15 protein-coding genes are annotated in these 14,304 nt (G+C 63.6%); 9 read left to right on the forward strand and 6 right to left on the reverse strand.

Annotated features, from left to right (window positions below):
- Window positions 1-196: 196 nt before the first annotated feature.
- Window positions 197-850 (reverse strand): response regulator, encoded by a 654-nt coding sequence (locus LGH82_RS30750; RefSeq protein ID WP_227346272.1) that lies wholly within the window; start codon window positions 848-850, stop codon window positions 197-199.
- 98 nt (window positions 851-948) lie between these two features.
- Between LGH82_RS30750 and LGH82_RS30755 the strand changes: the two genes are divergently transcribed.
- The 3 genes from LGH82_RS30755 to LGH82_RS30765 all read left to right on the forward strand — a co-directional run bounded on the left by LGH82_RS30755 (window position 949) and on the right by LGH82_RS30765 (window position 4,629).
- Window positions 949-2,730 (forward strand): ATP-binding protein, encoded by a 1,782-nt coding sequence (locus LGH82_RS30755; protein ID WP_227346273.1) that lies wholly within the window; start codon window positions 949-951, stop codon window positions 2,728-2,730.
- 167 nt (window positions 2,731-2,897) lie between these two features.
- Window positions 2,898-3,455, forward strand: coding sequence for a cytochrome b (locus LGH82_RS30760; protein WP_227346274.1), 558 nt, complete (start codon window positions 2,898-2,900; stop codon window positions 3,453-3,455).
- Window positions 3,456-3,606: 151 nt separating this feature from the next.
- Window positions 3,607-4,629 (forward strand): LLM class flavin-dependent oxidoreductase, encoded by a 1,023-nt coding sequence (locus tag LGH82_RS30765; protein WP_227346275.1) that lies wholly within the window; start codon window positions 3,607-3,609, stop codon window positions 4,627-4,629.
- A gap of 200 nt (window positions 4,630-4,829) precedes the next feature.
- On the opposite strand, the gene LGH82_RS30770 is transcribed toward LGH82_RS30765, so the two are convergent.
- The 4 genes from LGH82_RS30770 to LGH82_RS30785 form a co-directional block, all read right to left on the reverse strand.
- Window positions 4,830-5,435 (reverse strand): hypothetical protein, encoded by a 606-nt coding sequence (locus LGH82_RS30770; RefSeq protein WP_227346276.1) that lies wholly within the window; start codon window positions 5,433-5,435, stop codon window positions 4,830-4,832.
- Between the two features lie 231 nt (window positions 5,436-5,666).
- On the reverse strand, window positions 5,667-6,914 hold the full coding sequence (dinB, locus tag LGH82_RS30775; protein ID WP_227346277.1) for a DNA polymerase IV: 1,248 nt from the start codon (window positions 6,912-6,914) through the stop codon (window positions 5,667-5,669).
- 168 nt (window positions 6,915-7,082) lie between these two features.
- Window positions 7,083-7,478: a YybH family protein gene (locus tag LGH82_RS30780; protein ID WP_227346278.1), complete on the reverse strand. Its 396-nt coding sequence runs from the start codon at window positions 7,476-7,478 to the stop codon at window positions 7,083-7,085.
- 199 nt (window positions 7,479-7,677) lie between these two features.
- Complete coding sequence (locus LGH82_RS30785) at window positions 7,678-8,106, reverse strand: winged helix-turn-helix transcriptional regulator (protein WP_227346279.1); 429 nt, start codon at window positions 8,104-8,106, stop codon at window positions 7,678-7,680.
- A 112-nt stretch (window positions 8,107-8,218) separates the two neighbouring features.
- Between LGH82_RS30785 and LGH82_RS30790 the strand changes: the two genes are divergently transcribed.
- On the forward strand, window positions 8,219-8,821 hold the full coding sequence (locus LGH82_RS30790; RefSeq protein ID WP_227346281.1) for a dihydrofolate reductase family protein: 603 nt from the start codon (window positions 8,219-8,221) through the stop codon (window positions 8,819-8,821).
- 180 nt (window positions 8,822-9,001) lie between these two features.
- Here LGH82_RS30790 and LGH82_RS33785 read toward each other — a convergent pair whose 3' ends face one another.
- The gene (locus tag LGH82_RS33785) at window positions 9,002-9,136 is read right to left on the reverse strand and encodes a hypothetical protein (RefSeq protein WP_413771409.1); all 135 of its coding nucleotides are present in this window, start codon (window positions 9,134-9,136) and stop codon (window positions 9,002-9,004) included.
- Window positions 9,137-9,198: 62 nt separating this feature from the next.
- Here LGH82_RS33785 and LGH82_RS30795 point away from each other — a divergent pair, with 62 nt between their 5' ends.
- The 5 genes from LGH82_RS30795 to LGH82_RS30815 all read left to right on the forward strand — a co-directional run bounded on the left by LGH82_RS30795 (window position 9,199) and on the right by LGH82_RS30815 (window position 14,263).
- Window positions 9,199-10,191 (forward strand): MFS transporter, encoded by a 993-nt coding sequence (locus LGH82_RS30795; protein ID WP_413771410.1) that lies wholly within the window; start codon window positions 9,199-9,201, stop codon window positions 10,189-10,191.
- Window positions 10,192-10,343: 152 nt separating this feature from the next.
- Entirely contained in the window at window positions 10,344-11,351 is a 1,008-nt protein-coding gene (locus tag LGH82_RS30800) for a LacI family DNA-binding transcriptional regulator (protein WP_227349735.1), read from the forward strand.
- 74 nt (window positions 11,352-11,425) lie between these two features.
- Window positions 11,426-12,217 (forward strand): 3-methyl-2-oxobutanoate hydroxymethyltransferase, encoded by a 792-nt coding sequence (locus LGH82_RS30805; protein WP_227346282.1) that lies wholly within the window; start codon window positions 11,426-11,428, stop codon window positions 12,215-12,217.
- A 7-nt stretch (window positions 12,218-12,224) separates the two neighbouring features.
- The gene (locus LGH82_RS30810; RefSeq protein ID WP_227346283.1) at window positions 12,225-13,229 is read left to right on the forward strand and encodes a sterol desaturase family protein; all 1,005 of its coding nucleotides are present in this window, start codon (window positions 12,225-12,227) and stop codon (window positions 13,227-13,229) included.
- Between the two features lie 92 nt (window positions 13,230-13,321).
- On the forward strand, window positions 13,322-14,263 hold the full coding sequence (locus LGH82_RS30815) for a sugar ABC transporter substrate-binding protein (RefSeq protein ID WP_227346285.1): 942 nt from the start codon (window positions 13,322-13,324) through the stop codon (window positions 14,261-14,263).
- Window positions 14,264-14,304 lie beyond the last annotated feature (41 nt).

Raw genomic sequence — 14,304 nt, forward strand, 5'->3', positions numbered from 1 at the left:
TTCCTCCCGTATGATCGAACGCTGGGAGGAATAGGCTCAGGCCTGGGGTGAAGACATACGGCGGATGGCGTATTTGGATCGCGCGTCCGTGGCGCTAGTCTGGGGATGGTTAAGGGGATGTTACGGGCGGCCGCCGCTTGTCTTGACGCAATTCCGGACTGAAAACGGTTTCACACTTTCCTGGAATTGCTGGAGGTCAGCCGGCGGGCAACCCCAGGCGAACCGCGTAGGCGGTCAGTTCGGCGGCGCTGTGGAGATTGAGCTTTCGCAACAGGTTTTCGCGGTGCTTGCGGGCGGTGAGGGGGCTAATGCCCAAGCGCCCGGCGGTGTCGCGCGCGGTCATGCCTTGCGCCACCAGCGCCAGGATCTCGCGCTCGCGCCGCGTCAGCGGCACTGGCGACAGAATCTCCTGGACCGCCGGCGGCCGGCGGTCCAGCTCGCTGACAGCGAAGCGAACGCTGCGCGCCAGATAGGTCGCGCCTGTCTTCACTGCTTCGATGGCGGCACCCAGTTCCTCGGGGTCGCCGTCCTTGGTGAGATAAGCGCTGGCGCCGGCCTCCAGCGCGGCGCGCACCGTCCTTGGCTCGACGTTGGCCGTCAGCACCAGGATCTTCATGCGCGGCGATAGCGCCTTGATGTCGGAAATGAAGTGGACGCCGGTGACGCCGGGCATGCCGAGGTCGAGGATCAGCAGGTCGGCGCGGGTGCCGCTGATCTGTTCCAGCAGCGCCTGTCCATCCGCCGCCTCGGCGACCACGGAGACGTTTTCCATCGCCGAGATCAGCAGCTTCAGCCCCTCGCGCACGATGGCATGGTCATCGGCGAGGATGGCGGTGAGCGGGCGGCTCATCTTATCATTGATTCCATGTTCGCCAACATATGGGAAACAAGTTGCCGCTAGATCAACCATACAACCCGACGATTGCGCGGGATAACCAGGAAGATTCGATGCAGGAAGACAAGATACGCGAGGCGCTGGTCGAACTTCTGTATCGCAATTCCTATGGCGTGGTCATCTCCAACATCGTCATCTCGCTGGCGGCTGTTTATGTGCTGAGATCAGCGGTTTCGCCCACCTGGCTGGCCGTGTGGCTCGGCACACTCTACATTTTGACCGCCATCCGAGTGCTGGCGTCGCGCCGCTTCCTCGGCCGCGAATGGGCGCCCGAGGCCATCCTGCGCTGGGCCTGGCTGGCGGCTGGCTTTTCCTGGGTGTCGGGCCTGTTGTGGGGCGGGCTCGGCTGGGTCGGCTTCGTGCCGGAGGCGCCCATCGTGCTGTCCTTCACGGTCATCGTGCTGACCGGCCTGGTCTGCGGCACGGTGCCGTCGCTGTCGGCCTTTCCGCCGGCCCTGTTCGGCTCGATCCTGGCCACCGTGGTGCCGATCGCCGTGCGGTGCCTGACGATCGACAGCGAGATTTCCGGCCCGTTCCTGTTCCTGCTGGGCGCGCTGGTGGCGATCAACTTCTACTATTGCCGCATCACTTACCGCATGCTGCGCGAAACCGTCAGCCTGCGGCTGGAGAATGAGCGCCTGGTGGAGCACCTGCAGGAAGAGCGCGACCGGGCGCAGAGCGCCGACCGCGCCAAGACGCGCTTCCTGGCGGCGGCCAGCCATGATCTGCGCCAGCCTATCCATGCGTTGAGCCTGCTGGTGTCGACGCTGGCGGTGCTGGGGCAGCGCGGCAACGTGCCCTCGGGCGAGGCGCGCGACCTGGCGGCCCGAGCGAAATCCGTGGTCGGCAACCTCAGCGGCCTGCTCAACGCGCTGCTCGACATCTCAAAGCTCGACGCTGGCATCGTCACGGTCGCCAATGAAACAGTGCGGCTACGCGAACTGTTCGGCGATCTCAGCCACGAGTTCGCCGCCGAGGCCAAGCAGCGCGGCCTCGGCTGGCGGGTGGTCGACAGCGATCTCAAGGTCGACAGCGATCCGATGATGCTGAAGCGCATCCTGAACAACCTGCTGTCGAACGCCTTTCGCTACACCAGGGAGGGCGGCGTCCTGCTCGGGGTCCGCCGGCGCGGCGGACTGGTCGAAATCCAGGTTCTGGATACGGGACCGGGCATTGCCGCCGACCAGCAGGCGCTGGTGTTCGAGGAATTCGTCCAATTGCAGAATCCGGCGCGCGACCGCACGCAAGGACTGGGGCTGGGCCTTGCCATCGTGCGCCGCACAGCCGGGTTGCTCGGCCATCCGCTGAAACTGGTGTCGGTGCCCGGACGCGGCTCGATGTTTTCCATCACGATAGCGCAAGCCGAGGCCCTACAGTTTGCCCCGCCGCGTGATGCGGTACCGCAGGCGAACATCGCCGCCGGCATCATGGTGGTGGAGGACGAGACGGATGTGCTCGACGCCATGGTGCTGCTGCTCGGCCTGGAGGGGCACCGCGTCCATGCCGGCCGCTCGGCTGCGGAGGTGCTGCGGGTCCATGCTGAGGCGCTGGCGGTGGGCGAGGCGCCAGTCGACCTGATCATCGCCGACTACCGCCTGGGTGAGGGTGCCACAGGGCTGGAGGCGGTCAGGGCACTCCGCGCCCATCTCGGCCGCGCCGTGCCGTCGATCATCGTCACCGGCGACACCTCGCCCTCGCGTCTCAAGGAGGTCAGCGCCAGCGGTAGCCGCATCCTGCACAAGCCGATCGCCGGCGAGGAATTGCGCGAGGCGATCCGTGCCGCTTGTGGCGAAGGCGACCGGAGCAAAGCTGGCAGCCGATATGACCATGCCTAGCCAGACGCGACATAGGTCTGGTCCGGCGACTGCATTCATCGAGAGCCATCGCCGACTACCCTTGTGCGCCGACCTGCTCGCAAAGAGGTGAACGGGCAAGCCCTCAAATCAACCATATTCCGACTGATCGCCATGGGCACATCGCGCCAAGATCACCGGAGAATCCCATGTCCACTGTTACCGAGGCCGCCTCGGATACGCCAACACCGCGGTACCGGCCGTCTCAGCGCGTCTTGCACTGGCTGATGGCTATTGTCGTCATTTCAGCGCTCGTCATCGGCCTTTATTGCTCGTATCTCGAGCAGGGTACAGCGCTCCGCCGCGCCTTGCTCGACGTGCACAAGTCGCTCGGCATGACGGCACTTGTCTTGATCGCGATCCGCCTGCCACTCAGGTTTTCTTTCGGTGAACCTGCAAATCGGCCGCCGCTTGGCACGTTCATTCATTATGCCGCGCGCTGCACGCATATCCTGCTTTACGTGCTGATGATCCTGATGCCGCTCGCTGGCTACACCACCTCCGCGGCCGGCGGCCATGACCTGCCATGGTTTGGGTTCTTCCAGTGGCCTGACTTCCTGCCGCTCGACAAGCCGCTGGAGAAAACCGCCGCCCAAATCCATGAGTATGGCGCCTATTGCTTGTACGCGATCCTCAGCCTGCATGTCCTGGCGGCCCTTTGGCACCACCTGTTCCTTAGGGACGGAGTGCTGCGGCGCATGCTGTAGCCAGGAAAGTCCGCCGGTCCAGCTGGGTAGCGCGGTGTCTCGCCATCAGCCCGAACTCGTGGTCCGATCCGGAGGCCATGGGCATCAGCCACGCAGGACATTCGTATCTTTATTGCATTGTGGCATTGGCCTTACGTGCTAAATCCACGCCATGAAGAAGATCGGCTTTTTGTCTTTCGGGCACTGGACGCCCTCCGCCCAGTCGCAAACGCGTTCGGCGTCCGACGCGCTGCTGCAATCCATCGAGCTCGCCGTCGCGGCGGAACAGCTGGGTGCGGACGGCGCCTATTTTCGCGTGCACCACTTCGCCCGCCAACTCGGCTCGCCATTCCCGTTGCTGGCGGCGGTGGGTGCGAAGACCAGCCGCATCGAGATCGGCACCGCCGTCATCGACATGCGCTACGAGAATCCGATGTACATGGCCGAGGATGCCGGCGCCGCCGATCTCATCGCCGGCGGGCGCCTGCAACTCGGCATCAGCCGGGGATCGCCCGAACAGGTGATCGATGGCTGGAAACATTTCGGCTACGCCCCAGCGGAAGGGCAGACCGACGCCGACATGGCCCGACACCATGCGGAAGTATTCCTGGACGTGCTGCGCGGCGAGGGGTTCGCGCAGCCCAACCCGCGACCGATGTTTCCCAACCCGCCCGGGCTGTTGCGCCTCGAGCCGCATTCGGAGGGCCTGCGCGAGCGGATCTGGTGGGGCGCTGCCACCAACGCCACCGCCGAATGGGCGGCGAAGCTCGGCATGAACCTGCAGAGCTCGACGCTGAAATTCGACGAAAGCGGCAAGCCGTTCCACATCCAGCAGGCCGAACAGATCCGGCTCTACCGCGAGGCCTGGAAGGCTGCGGGCCACGAGCGCCAGCCGCGTGTCTCGGTCAGCCGCAGCATCTTCGCGCTGGTTGACGATCGCGACCGCGCCTATTTTGGCCGGGGCGGACAGAGTAGCGACCAGATCGGTTTCATAGAGGAGAATACGAGGGCGATCTTCGGCCGCAACTATGCCGCCGAGCCGGACGTGCTGATCAAGGAACTGGCTGAGGATGAGGCCATCGCGGAAGCCGATACGCTGCTGTTGACCGTCCCCAACCAACTCGGCGTCGACTACAACGCGCATATCATCGAGGCCATCCTGACCCATGTCGCGCCGGCCCTGGGCTGGCGTTGAGTCTTGTCCTGGCCGTCGAGGTGCCGCTTCAGCGGGGTTGGGTGAACAGCCACAATTCGCGCAACGAATTCAAGATGGGCGTTTGATCACCGCTTCATTCTTATAGCGGTTCGTCATTCACAGAAAAGCAGAACCGCTCTATCTGTTGTTTTGACGCAATTCCCGACGGAAAACCGTTTCACACTTTTCCTCGACGCTCTTCACCGGGAAAAGCCAGCTGGCATGCTCTCGCCATCCGCTTGAATCTGATCAAGATATGCGTGGGTCGCGGCTGGCGCGACTTGCGACAGGTTGTTCAGATAGGGGTTGTGTCGCAACCATATCCTCAGCGGCTTGTTGCCTTCCTGGCTGACCTCCAGCCAGTCGCTGCGGTTGTGATGCTTGCCATATCGGTACCGATAGGTGATCTCGGCCGTAGCGCGGTTGAACACGTCTCTATAGGTGCTGGCCATATGACAGCTGGTGCCGATTATCGATGTGTCAGTGGCAACGACGTGGATTTTGGAATGAGAAAAAGAGACGACGACTGACGCTATGAGAATAGCAAGCGCAAATAGTCCTATGGGCGCCGACCTGGCTCCTTTTACGCTGGAATCAAGACCCTGATTTTCGGCCAGCCGGGCTGAATATCTTCCTCCAGGGACGCTTCCCCCCAAGGTCGTTTCCGGGAGGGGAATCAGCATGGTAAGCCAAAAGGCCAAAGCACAAAGGCAGCTAAGCAAAACGACGCTTGCCACGAACAACAGAACCATGCGTTGGTCGCAGGGATAGTCTGGGAGCAGACCGTCGGTGAGCGGAAGCTCCATTTTCGGAAAGCCTGTCTTGGTCGGTGGCGGTCTCATCGCTTCTATCTTACGGGCTTCCAGCCGTCCATTGGGTCATGCTGCTGATCCTCGATGCGCCTGGATGCGCCTGAGCCGCTGAAGCGCACCGCGTATGAACGGTTTCATGCGACGCGCCTCAGGTCCCGTTTTTATGCCTGCCGTTGTCCCCAAACCGGTGCACTCTTGGGCGACATGCATTAGCCGCACGGTGCTTCACAGTTCCTTCTCCGCCAGTTCCCTGAATGCGTCGGGGACCGATCGTGCGGCTTCCAGCGCCACCGTGCCGTAGCCGACGGCCTGCTTGCCGAAGCGTTCGCGGATCTTGTCGATGGCGAGGTCGGCGCCGAAGCGCGCGAGGCCTTGTTTAGTGCCCGGCCTTCGCCTTTCGTCGCCAAGACCGAGCGGCAATTCCAGTTGCAGTTCGGCACTTTCCTCCAGATGCGAGACGGAAATCGCCAGGAGCGAAATCGTCCTTTCGCGGGGATGGGCGGCGAGCACGCCGCGCACCAGATCCTCGGCGATCTCGGCCAGCATGGCGGTTGCCGAAATCGGCTGGTCCAGCGTGATCGAGCGGGTGACGGCGCTGAGATCGGCGAAGCGCACGCGCACCGTGACCGTGCGGCCGGGCCGCGCCTTGGCGCGCAGCCGGCTGGCGACGCGGTCGGCCAGATGCAGCAGCGTCGGCACAAAGACGCTCTCCACGGCCGGCTTGCTGCCCAGCGCCGACTGGGCGCCGGCCGAGCGCGCGCGGCGATGCGTCTCAAGCTTTCGCGGGTCACGATTCCAGGCAAGTGCCGCGAGCTTTTCGCCAGCGGCCGGACCGAGCAGGCGCTGCAGCGCGCCGCTGTGCGTCTTGGCCAACTGGCCGATGGTCTCGACGCCGATTTCGGCGAGCCTGGCCCTGGTCACCGGGCCCACGCCCCACATCAGCCCGACCGGCAATTCGTGAAGGAATTCAAGCTCGGTGCCGGGATCGACGACCACCAACCCGTCGGGTTTTGCCACTTGCGAGGCGATCTTGGCGAGATGCTTGGTGCGGGCGACGCCGATCGAGATCGGCAGGCCGAGCTCGTCGCGTACGCGGCGGCGAATGGTGGTGGCGATCTCGGCCGGCGGACCGAACAGATGGGTGCAGCCGGCGACATCGGCAAAGGCCTCGTCGATGGAGATGCGCTCGACCAGCGGTGTGAAATCGTCGAGCACCTTTATGGCGGCGTCGCCCAGCCGCTGGTATTCGCTGAAATTGCCGCCGACGAAGATCATTCGCGGGCAAAGCTCGCGCGCCTTGCGCCCCGGCATGCCGCCGCGCACACCAAAGGCCCTGGCCTCATAGGAGGCGGCGAGCACCACCCCGCCGCCGACGGCGATCGGCTTGCCCCTGAGTGACGGGTCGAGCAACTGCTCGACCGAGGCATAGAAGGCGTCGAGATCGGCGTGCAGGACGGTGGCTGTCGTTTCCATGCCGACCGTCCACTTGCGGCGGCCCAAAGAGGCGAACCGCATATTCGAGGTTGCTGACAGACTGGAACAAATAGAGAACAACTCCATTGTTTGTCAAGGCGCGGCCAGCAGCCTTTCCTGGTTTCCGCACCCTCCAATGCCGGTTGCCTCGCGTTTCCCAGCCGCTCCCTATGCGTCGAGCAGGGCGGTGCCGTAGGAATTGTCGATGACGCAAAGCCATTTTCCGTGGGCATCCTTGCGGAAAACATAGGTCGCCCGTCTCACGATGGAGCCCTGGATGCCGTGGGCATCGACCGTGTCCAGGACGGTCTCCATGATGACAAGGGCGGAGTCGCCGCCCTCGATCACCTTCATGGCGCCCTGCCTGACCTTGATCTGGTGATTGAAGTGATCGGCGATTGCCACGAAAGCCCTGTGGATTTGCGCCTTGCCCGTCGCGTTGAGTCCCGGCTTCACAACCAGCGTTGCGTCTTCGGCGTAGAAGCCCATCAACGCCTCGAAATCTTCAGCCGTGATCGCTCGATCGGCGGCTTCGATAAGCTGTTTCAATTCATGATCTGACATTTCCGTCTCCGGTTGCGCCCGCGAGACGGAAAACAAAAAACCCGCCTCGGGGGGCGGGTTGCATCATATGGAAAAAGGACGCGCGCTAACCCACCATTCAAGGAATGGTGGGAATAATCGGCAGGGCGCGAAAATTGTCCATGCCCGCCGTTTACCACATCCGCCGCCGCAGTCCAGCCGTGGTGCAGGCTTGGATCAATCAGTCCTGAACCTGGACAATATGCTCTGTGTGTAGCCTTGCCTTCATGGCTTCCAGCGCCGGCTCGCCGCCAGCCGCAAGCTCATTGGCGACATCAGCCAGATCGGCGTCGGCCTTGCGGTGCCTGGCTCCCCAGGCGCCCAACGTCGCCAGCACCGGCAGCAGGTCTATCCCGGCTTCTGTCAGTCGGTAGATCGCCTTGAGCTTGTGGCTGGGATCGCTGCTTCGGGTGATGATGCCTTCGTCCTGCAAGGTCTGCAGCCGCTCGGCCAGCGTGCGCGAGGAGATGCCTTCGTCGGATTGCAGGAGCTCCCGGAAGTGCTTCTTTCCCGCGAAAACCAGGTCGCGGATGATCAGCAGCGTCCAGCGGTCGCCGAGCAATTCAAGCGTCAGGTTGATGGGACAGCCGGATTTTCCCGTGGTCGACATCTCAGTGGTTCCATTTTTAAATCACTTTACTATTGACACCGTTTTTGGCTGGGATCAATAGTTCCAATTGTAAACCATTAATCGCCTCGGTCGCTCCGGGAAAGGTGACACAATGAGAAAGCTCATCCTGCAGATGCAGATGTCGGTCGACGGCTTTGTCGGCGCCCATGCCGATCATGACTGGCAGCTCTGGAACTGGGGCGGCGATTGCCCGTGGGACGATGCGTTGAAGCAGGATTTCAACGCCGTGTTCGGCGGCATCGACACCATATTGCTCAGCCGCAAGATGGCGGAGGAGGGGTACCTGACCCATTGGGGCAAGGCCGCCAAGAATTATCGAGCAGACAGCTTCTATGCATTCGCGCAACGCATCGTCGATGCAAGCAAGGTGGTGCCAACAGACAGGCTCAAGGCATCGCGGTGGGAACGAACGACGGTTGTCAGCGGAAACCTGCCGGATGAGGTCAAGGTGCTGAAAGCCGGGGCGCTGAAGGCCGCCGGGCAGGGAGACATCGCCGTCTTCGGCGGCGCGGGCTTTGCATCGGCGCTGATCGCCGCCGGGCTCGTGGACGAGTTCCAGCTGTTCATCAATCCGGCGGTGCTTGGCGACGGCCTCCGGATATTCGACGCCAGCAGTTTCTCGAAACTGGGTCTGCTCGGCTCGAAGGCCTATGCCTGCGGCATGGTGGTGAACCGCTACGCGCCGGTCGTGTGAGCCATGGCGCGCAAGGGCGCGTTGCCGCCCGGATGGACTTTCGCGGCGACTGGATAAAAAATGCAACCGGATTGTCGGAGTGGGATTCGTTTGAGCGTCCTTGGAGCGCAACCGGCGTGGTGAAGCTGCAAGTCGTCGCGCCGTGCGGACACCAATTCGGGAGAAAAGCATGAGCCTTCCCTATCGTTGGGTCATCGTCGCCGCCGGCGCCGTGATGACCTGTGTCGCGCTGGGCGCGATGTTTTCGCTGGCGATCTTCCTCGAGCCAATGGCACTCGACACCAACTGGTCGCGCACCGGCATTTCGAGTGCCATGACGCTGAATTTCCTGGTGATGGGCGTCGGTGGCTTCGTCTGGGGTGCGATCTACGACCGCCTTGGCGCGCCCCGTCGTCATGATCGGCGCGGTCATGCTCGGGCTGGCGCTGGTGCTGGCAAGCCGGGCCGGCTCGCTGCTGTCGTTTCAGCTCACCTATGGCGTGCTGGTTGGTCTTGCCGCGAGTTCCTTCTTCGCGCCGATGATCGCGCTGACCACCGGCTGGTTCGACACCAACCGCGGCCTCGCCGTGTCGCTGGTCTCGGCCGGCATGGGTGTCGCGCCTATGACCATCTCGCCCTTCGCGCGCTGGCTGATCTCGGCCTATGACTGGCGCACCGCCATGTTCGACATCGGCGTGATGGCCTGGGTGCTGCTGATACCGGTGATGTTTCTGGTGCGTCAGCCGCCCAAGCCTGTCACTGACGCCGCCGACCCGGAGCCGGTCGCCGAGGGGGCTGATATGTCGGTGGGGCAGGCGTTGCGCTCGCCGCAATTCATCATTCTGGGCCTCACCTTTTTTGCCTGCTGCGCCGCGCATTCGGGGCCGATCTTCCACATGGTCAGCTATGCCATGCTGTGCGGGGTGGCGCCCATGGCGGCTGTTACGATCTATAGCGTCGAGGGCCTGGCGGGGCTGGGAGGCCGGCTGCTCTACGGCGTGCTCGCCGACCGGCTGGGCGTCAAGCCGGTGCTGGTCGCCGGTCTGGCCATACAGGCCGTGGTCATCGCCGCCTATCTTGGCGTGCGCCAGCTCGAGCATTTCTACATGCTGGCCGTCATCTTCGGCGCCACCTATGGCGGCGTGATGCCGCTCTACGCGGTGCTGGCGCGCGAGTATTTCGGGCAGCGCATCCTCGGCACGGTGTTTGGCGCGGCGACCATGCTGTCCAGCCTCGGCATGGCCTTCGGGCCGCTCGCCGGCGGCATGGTGTTCGATGCCTATGCCAGCTATTCTTGGCTGTTCATCGGCTCGGCCATCATCGGGCTGGGCGCGGCGGGCATTGCGATTGCCTTCCCGCCACTGCCGCGCCGGGAGTTGCAGCCGGCGTAGCGCTGCCTGCAAGGCCCGGCACAGGCAGGGCCGTCCGGCCGCGAACTCCGTGCGCTTCTGGCGCGCGGCTCGCGGGCGATGCAGGGCATACTGGAAACTGGCAAGAAACGAGATAACAGCTAGACTGATCGAATTTGATCAGAGAGGGCGCCATCTCCAAGCCGACCTTTGCCGACATCGCTCGCCGCGCCGGAGTTGGCACGGCTACGGTCGAACGCGTCCTCAACGGCAGGGGCGGCGTCAGGCCCGAAACCGTGGAAAAGGTGGTGGCGGCGGCGCGAACGCTCGACTATCCCCGCCGGCTGCCCGACGCGCATCGAGGGATCATCCGGATCGAGGTCATCCTGGTTCGCCCGGACTCGACCTTCTTCTCCCGTCTCTCCCGCGCCTTCGAGCGCATCGCCGCGACCCTGGACCGGACCATTGCGGTGCACAGGACGTTCCTCGACGAGGGAGATGCCCAGGCCGTCGCGCGGCGGATCCGCGAGCCGGGCGCGCGCCGGGGCGGCCTGATCCTCGCGGTTCCAGACCATCCGTCGATCTGCGCGGCACTTGCCGAAGTCGAGGCCCAGGGCCTTCCCACGGTGCAGATCGTGACCCGGATCGCCGGTTCGAAGGCCGATTATGTCGGCATCGACAATTACGCCGCCGGGCGCATGGCGGCGCATCTGATGCGCGGCATGCAGCAGCGGCCGGGCAGCATTGCCGCCTTGTGCCACAGCCAGATCTACCAGGTGCACCGCGACCGCATTCGCGGCTTTTCCGACTATCTCGCCGAGCATCCGCGTGAGGACCTCACTTTCACCGAACTGCTGTTTGGCCATGATGACGGACGCCGAAGCGCTGATCTTCTCGATGAGACGCTGCGGCGGCGGCCCGATCTCGTCGGCTTCTACAATGCCGGCGGCGGCAATGGGTCGCTCAACCAGCTTCTGCGGCGTCATCCGCGCAGCCGCGACATCTTCTTCGTCGGCCATGAACTGACCGAGCGCAGCACCGCCGCGCTGCGCGAGGGGACAATGGACGTCGTGCTCGACCAGGCGCCCGAGGCGCAGGCGCGCCGTTCGATCGATCTGGTCCTGGCGCGGCTGGGCTTGCATGACCTGCCCATCGAGAACCCACCGATACGCTTCGTCACCTTCACGGCCGAGAATCTCTGATCTGATTTGATCAAGGAACAAGCGGCCCTCCACCAGTCGCGGTGCTATGCCGGCCGCGAATGTGGGGACGCGCTTTGACAAGACGGCTGACCGTATATGACCTGAAGAGCCTGAAGGGCCGCCGCAAATGGCTGCAGCTTCACGTCGACACGCCGGCCGAGGCAGCGGCCGCGGTCGCTTGCGACATCGCCATCCTGTCCTGCGAACCCGACCACAATCTCGAAGCCATCCGCGCCATGGCGCCCCATGCCTTCGTCTCCGTCGGCATGCCGCACGGCGCGGTTGCTTCGCCTGACGAGGCGGTGCGGCTCGGCTTCGCCATCATGCGGCGCGGCGCCGACGCTGTTTATTGCTCGCATTCGCCGCGCTTCATCGAGGCGATGGCGGCCGAAGGCATTCCGGTGACCGGCCATGTCGGCCTGGTGCCGAACCTCGCGACCTGGACGAATTTCCGCGCCATCGGCAAGACCGCCGAGGAGGCGCTGAGGGTGCTGCGCGCGGTGAAGGATCTGGAGAATGCGGGGGCCGCCTGCGTCGAGGTGGAGGTCGTGCCGGTCCGGCTCGCCGACCACATCACCAGCGCCACGCCGATGATCACCATGGGCATGGGCTGCGGCTCGGCCTGCGATACGCAATATCTGTTTTCCAGCGACGTGCTTGGCACGCATTCCGGTCATTACCCCCGCCATTCCAGGCGCTATGCCGACTTCATCGCGCTGGAAGCCGAACTGCAGTCAAAGCGGATCGCGGCGTTCCGCGCCTTCGCGGGCGAGGTGGCTGACGGCAGCTATCCCGCAGCGGAGCACCGGGTCGACATGGACGATGCCGCCTTCGATCGCTTGCTGACCCTTTCCCAGTCCCTGTGAGGCCGCGATGGACGACCTGAAATATGGCAAGCGCAACAAGCGCGGCGACTGGGCTCCCAATGAGCCGGCGGAAACCGCGCCGCTGTTTGCCTGGCCGCCCCAGCCGCTCAAAGTCCTGAAGTGGCTGCCGCACTACTTCCTGCCCTACAATTTGCTGTTCGCTGTTTCGGCGGTTGTCTGGTGGCACTTCGTGCTGCCCGATGTCGAGGTGATGAAGACGCTGGCCTGGGGCTGGATCCTCAAGCTCTTCCTTGTCAACTGTGCCGCGCTTCTCCTGTTCTTCGGCGCTTTCGAACTGCGGCTCTACATCCTGCGGTCACAGGGCAATCGCTTCAAATACAACGGTAAATGGCCGTCGGAGCAGAAGAGCAAGGCCTTCTTCTTCGAGAGCCAGAACATCGACAACATGCTGCGCACCTTCGGCACAGGCATGCCGATCTGGACCGCGATCCAGGTCGCCATCCTCCATGCCTACGCCAATGGCTATGTGCCGTGGCTCGGCTTTGCCGAGCACCCCCTGTACCTGTTTTGCCTGGCGCTGGTGGTGCCGATCATCCACGAAACCCATTTCTTCCTGCTGCACAGGGCGATCCACTGGCCGCCGCTCTACAGATGGGTGCATTCGGTCCACCACAATTCGGTGAACCCGTCGCCCTGGTCGTCGCTGGCGATGCACCCCGTGGAGCAACTCGGTTATCTTGGTGTCGCGCTGTGGCATCTGGTCATCCCGTCGAACCCGATCCTGGCGCTTTACCAGCTCCACCTTGCGGGCTTCGGCGCCATTCCCGGCCATGTCGGCTTCGACAAGGTCGAGGTCGGCGACAATGCCGCCGTCGATAGCCACGCCTACATCCACTACCTCCACCACAAATATTTCGAGGTGAACTACGGCGACGGCCTGATCCCGTTCGACAAGTGGCTGGGCACTTTCCACGACGGCGGCAAGGAAGGCGAGGAGCGCATGCAGGCCCGCTACGAAAAGAAGAAGGCGCGCGCCAACGCAGCCAGGTGAACGCGTTCACGCGCCAATCCATCAAGCATCCCGCAAGGGCCGGTATTCCAGAAAAAGGGGTGAGCCGGCACTCCGTTCCAGGGAGGAAATCCATGAAGAGACTTCTGTTCTCGGCGGCGTTGGCGACCATGATGTCGACTGGCGCCATGGCCCAGAAGATCGGCGTCAGCATCGTCAACTTCGACAACAATTTCCAGACGCTGCTGATGCACGGCATGCAGGACCGGGCCAAGGAAAAGGGCGTCGGCATCCAGGTCGAGGATGCGCAGAACGACGTTGCCAAGCAGCTTGACCAGGTGAAGAATTTCATCGCCAGTGGCGTCGACGCCATCGTCGTCACGCTGGTCGACACGAATGCGTCCAGGACGCTGAGCGAGGAGGCCGCGAAGGCCGGCATCCCGCTGGTCTTCGTCAATCTCGAGCCCAACGACATGAAGAACCTTCCGGCAAAACAGGTTTATGTCGGATCGAACGAGGTCGAGTCCGGAACGCTCGCGGCCTTCGAAGTGTGCAAGATGCTGCGCGCCAAGGGCAAGTCGGCTGGCGCCAAGGCCTACATCGTCATGGGCAGCCTGGTCCATCAGGCGGCGCTGCAGCGGACGAAGGACGTCGAGCAGGTGTTCGGCACCGATATGTGCAACTTCATCAAGGTCGTCGACAAGCAGTCGTCCGAATGGTCGCGCGACAACGCACAGAACCTGATGACCAACTGGCTGACGGCCGGGCCGGCGCCCGATGCGGTGCTCGCCAACAATGACGAATCGGCCATCGGCGCGATCCTGGCGCTCAAGGCCAACGGCGTCGACATGAAGAATGTCGTCGTCGGCGGCGTCGACGCCACGCCGGATGGCTTGCAGGCGATGAAGGCGGGCGACCTCGCGGTGACGGTGTTCCAGAACGCCAAGGCGCAAGGCGGCGGTGGCGTCGACGCGGCAATCGCGCTCGCCAAGGGCGAGAAGGTCGACCGTGTCGTCTATGTGCCGTTCGAGTTGGTCACGCCCGCCAACATGGACGCGTATCTGAACAAGAACTGATCCCAGGACCGAGTCCTCCGGGGTGGTCGTCATGGCCGTCC

The sequence above is a fragment of the Mesorhizobium sp. PAMC28654 genome, from assembly GCF_020616515.1.
Taxonomy (GTDB): Bacteria; Pseudomonadota; Alphaproteobacteria; order Rhizobiales; family Rhizobiaceae; genus Mesorhizobium.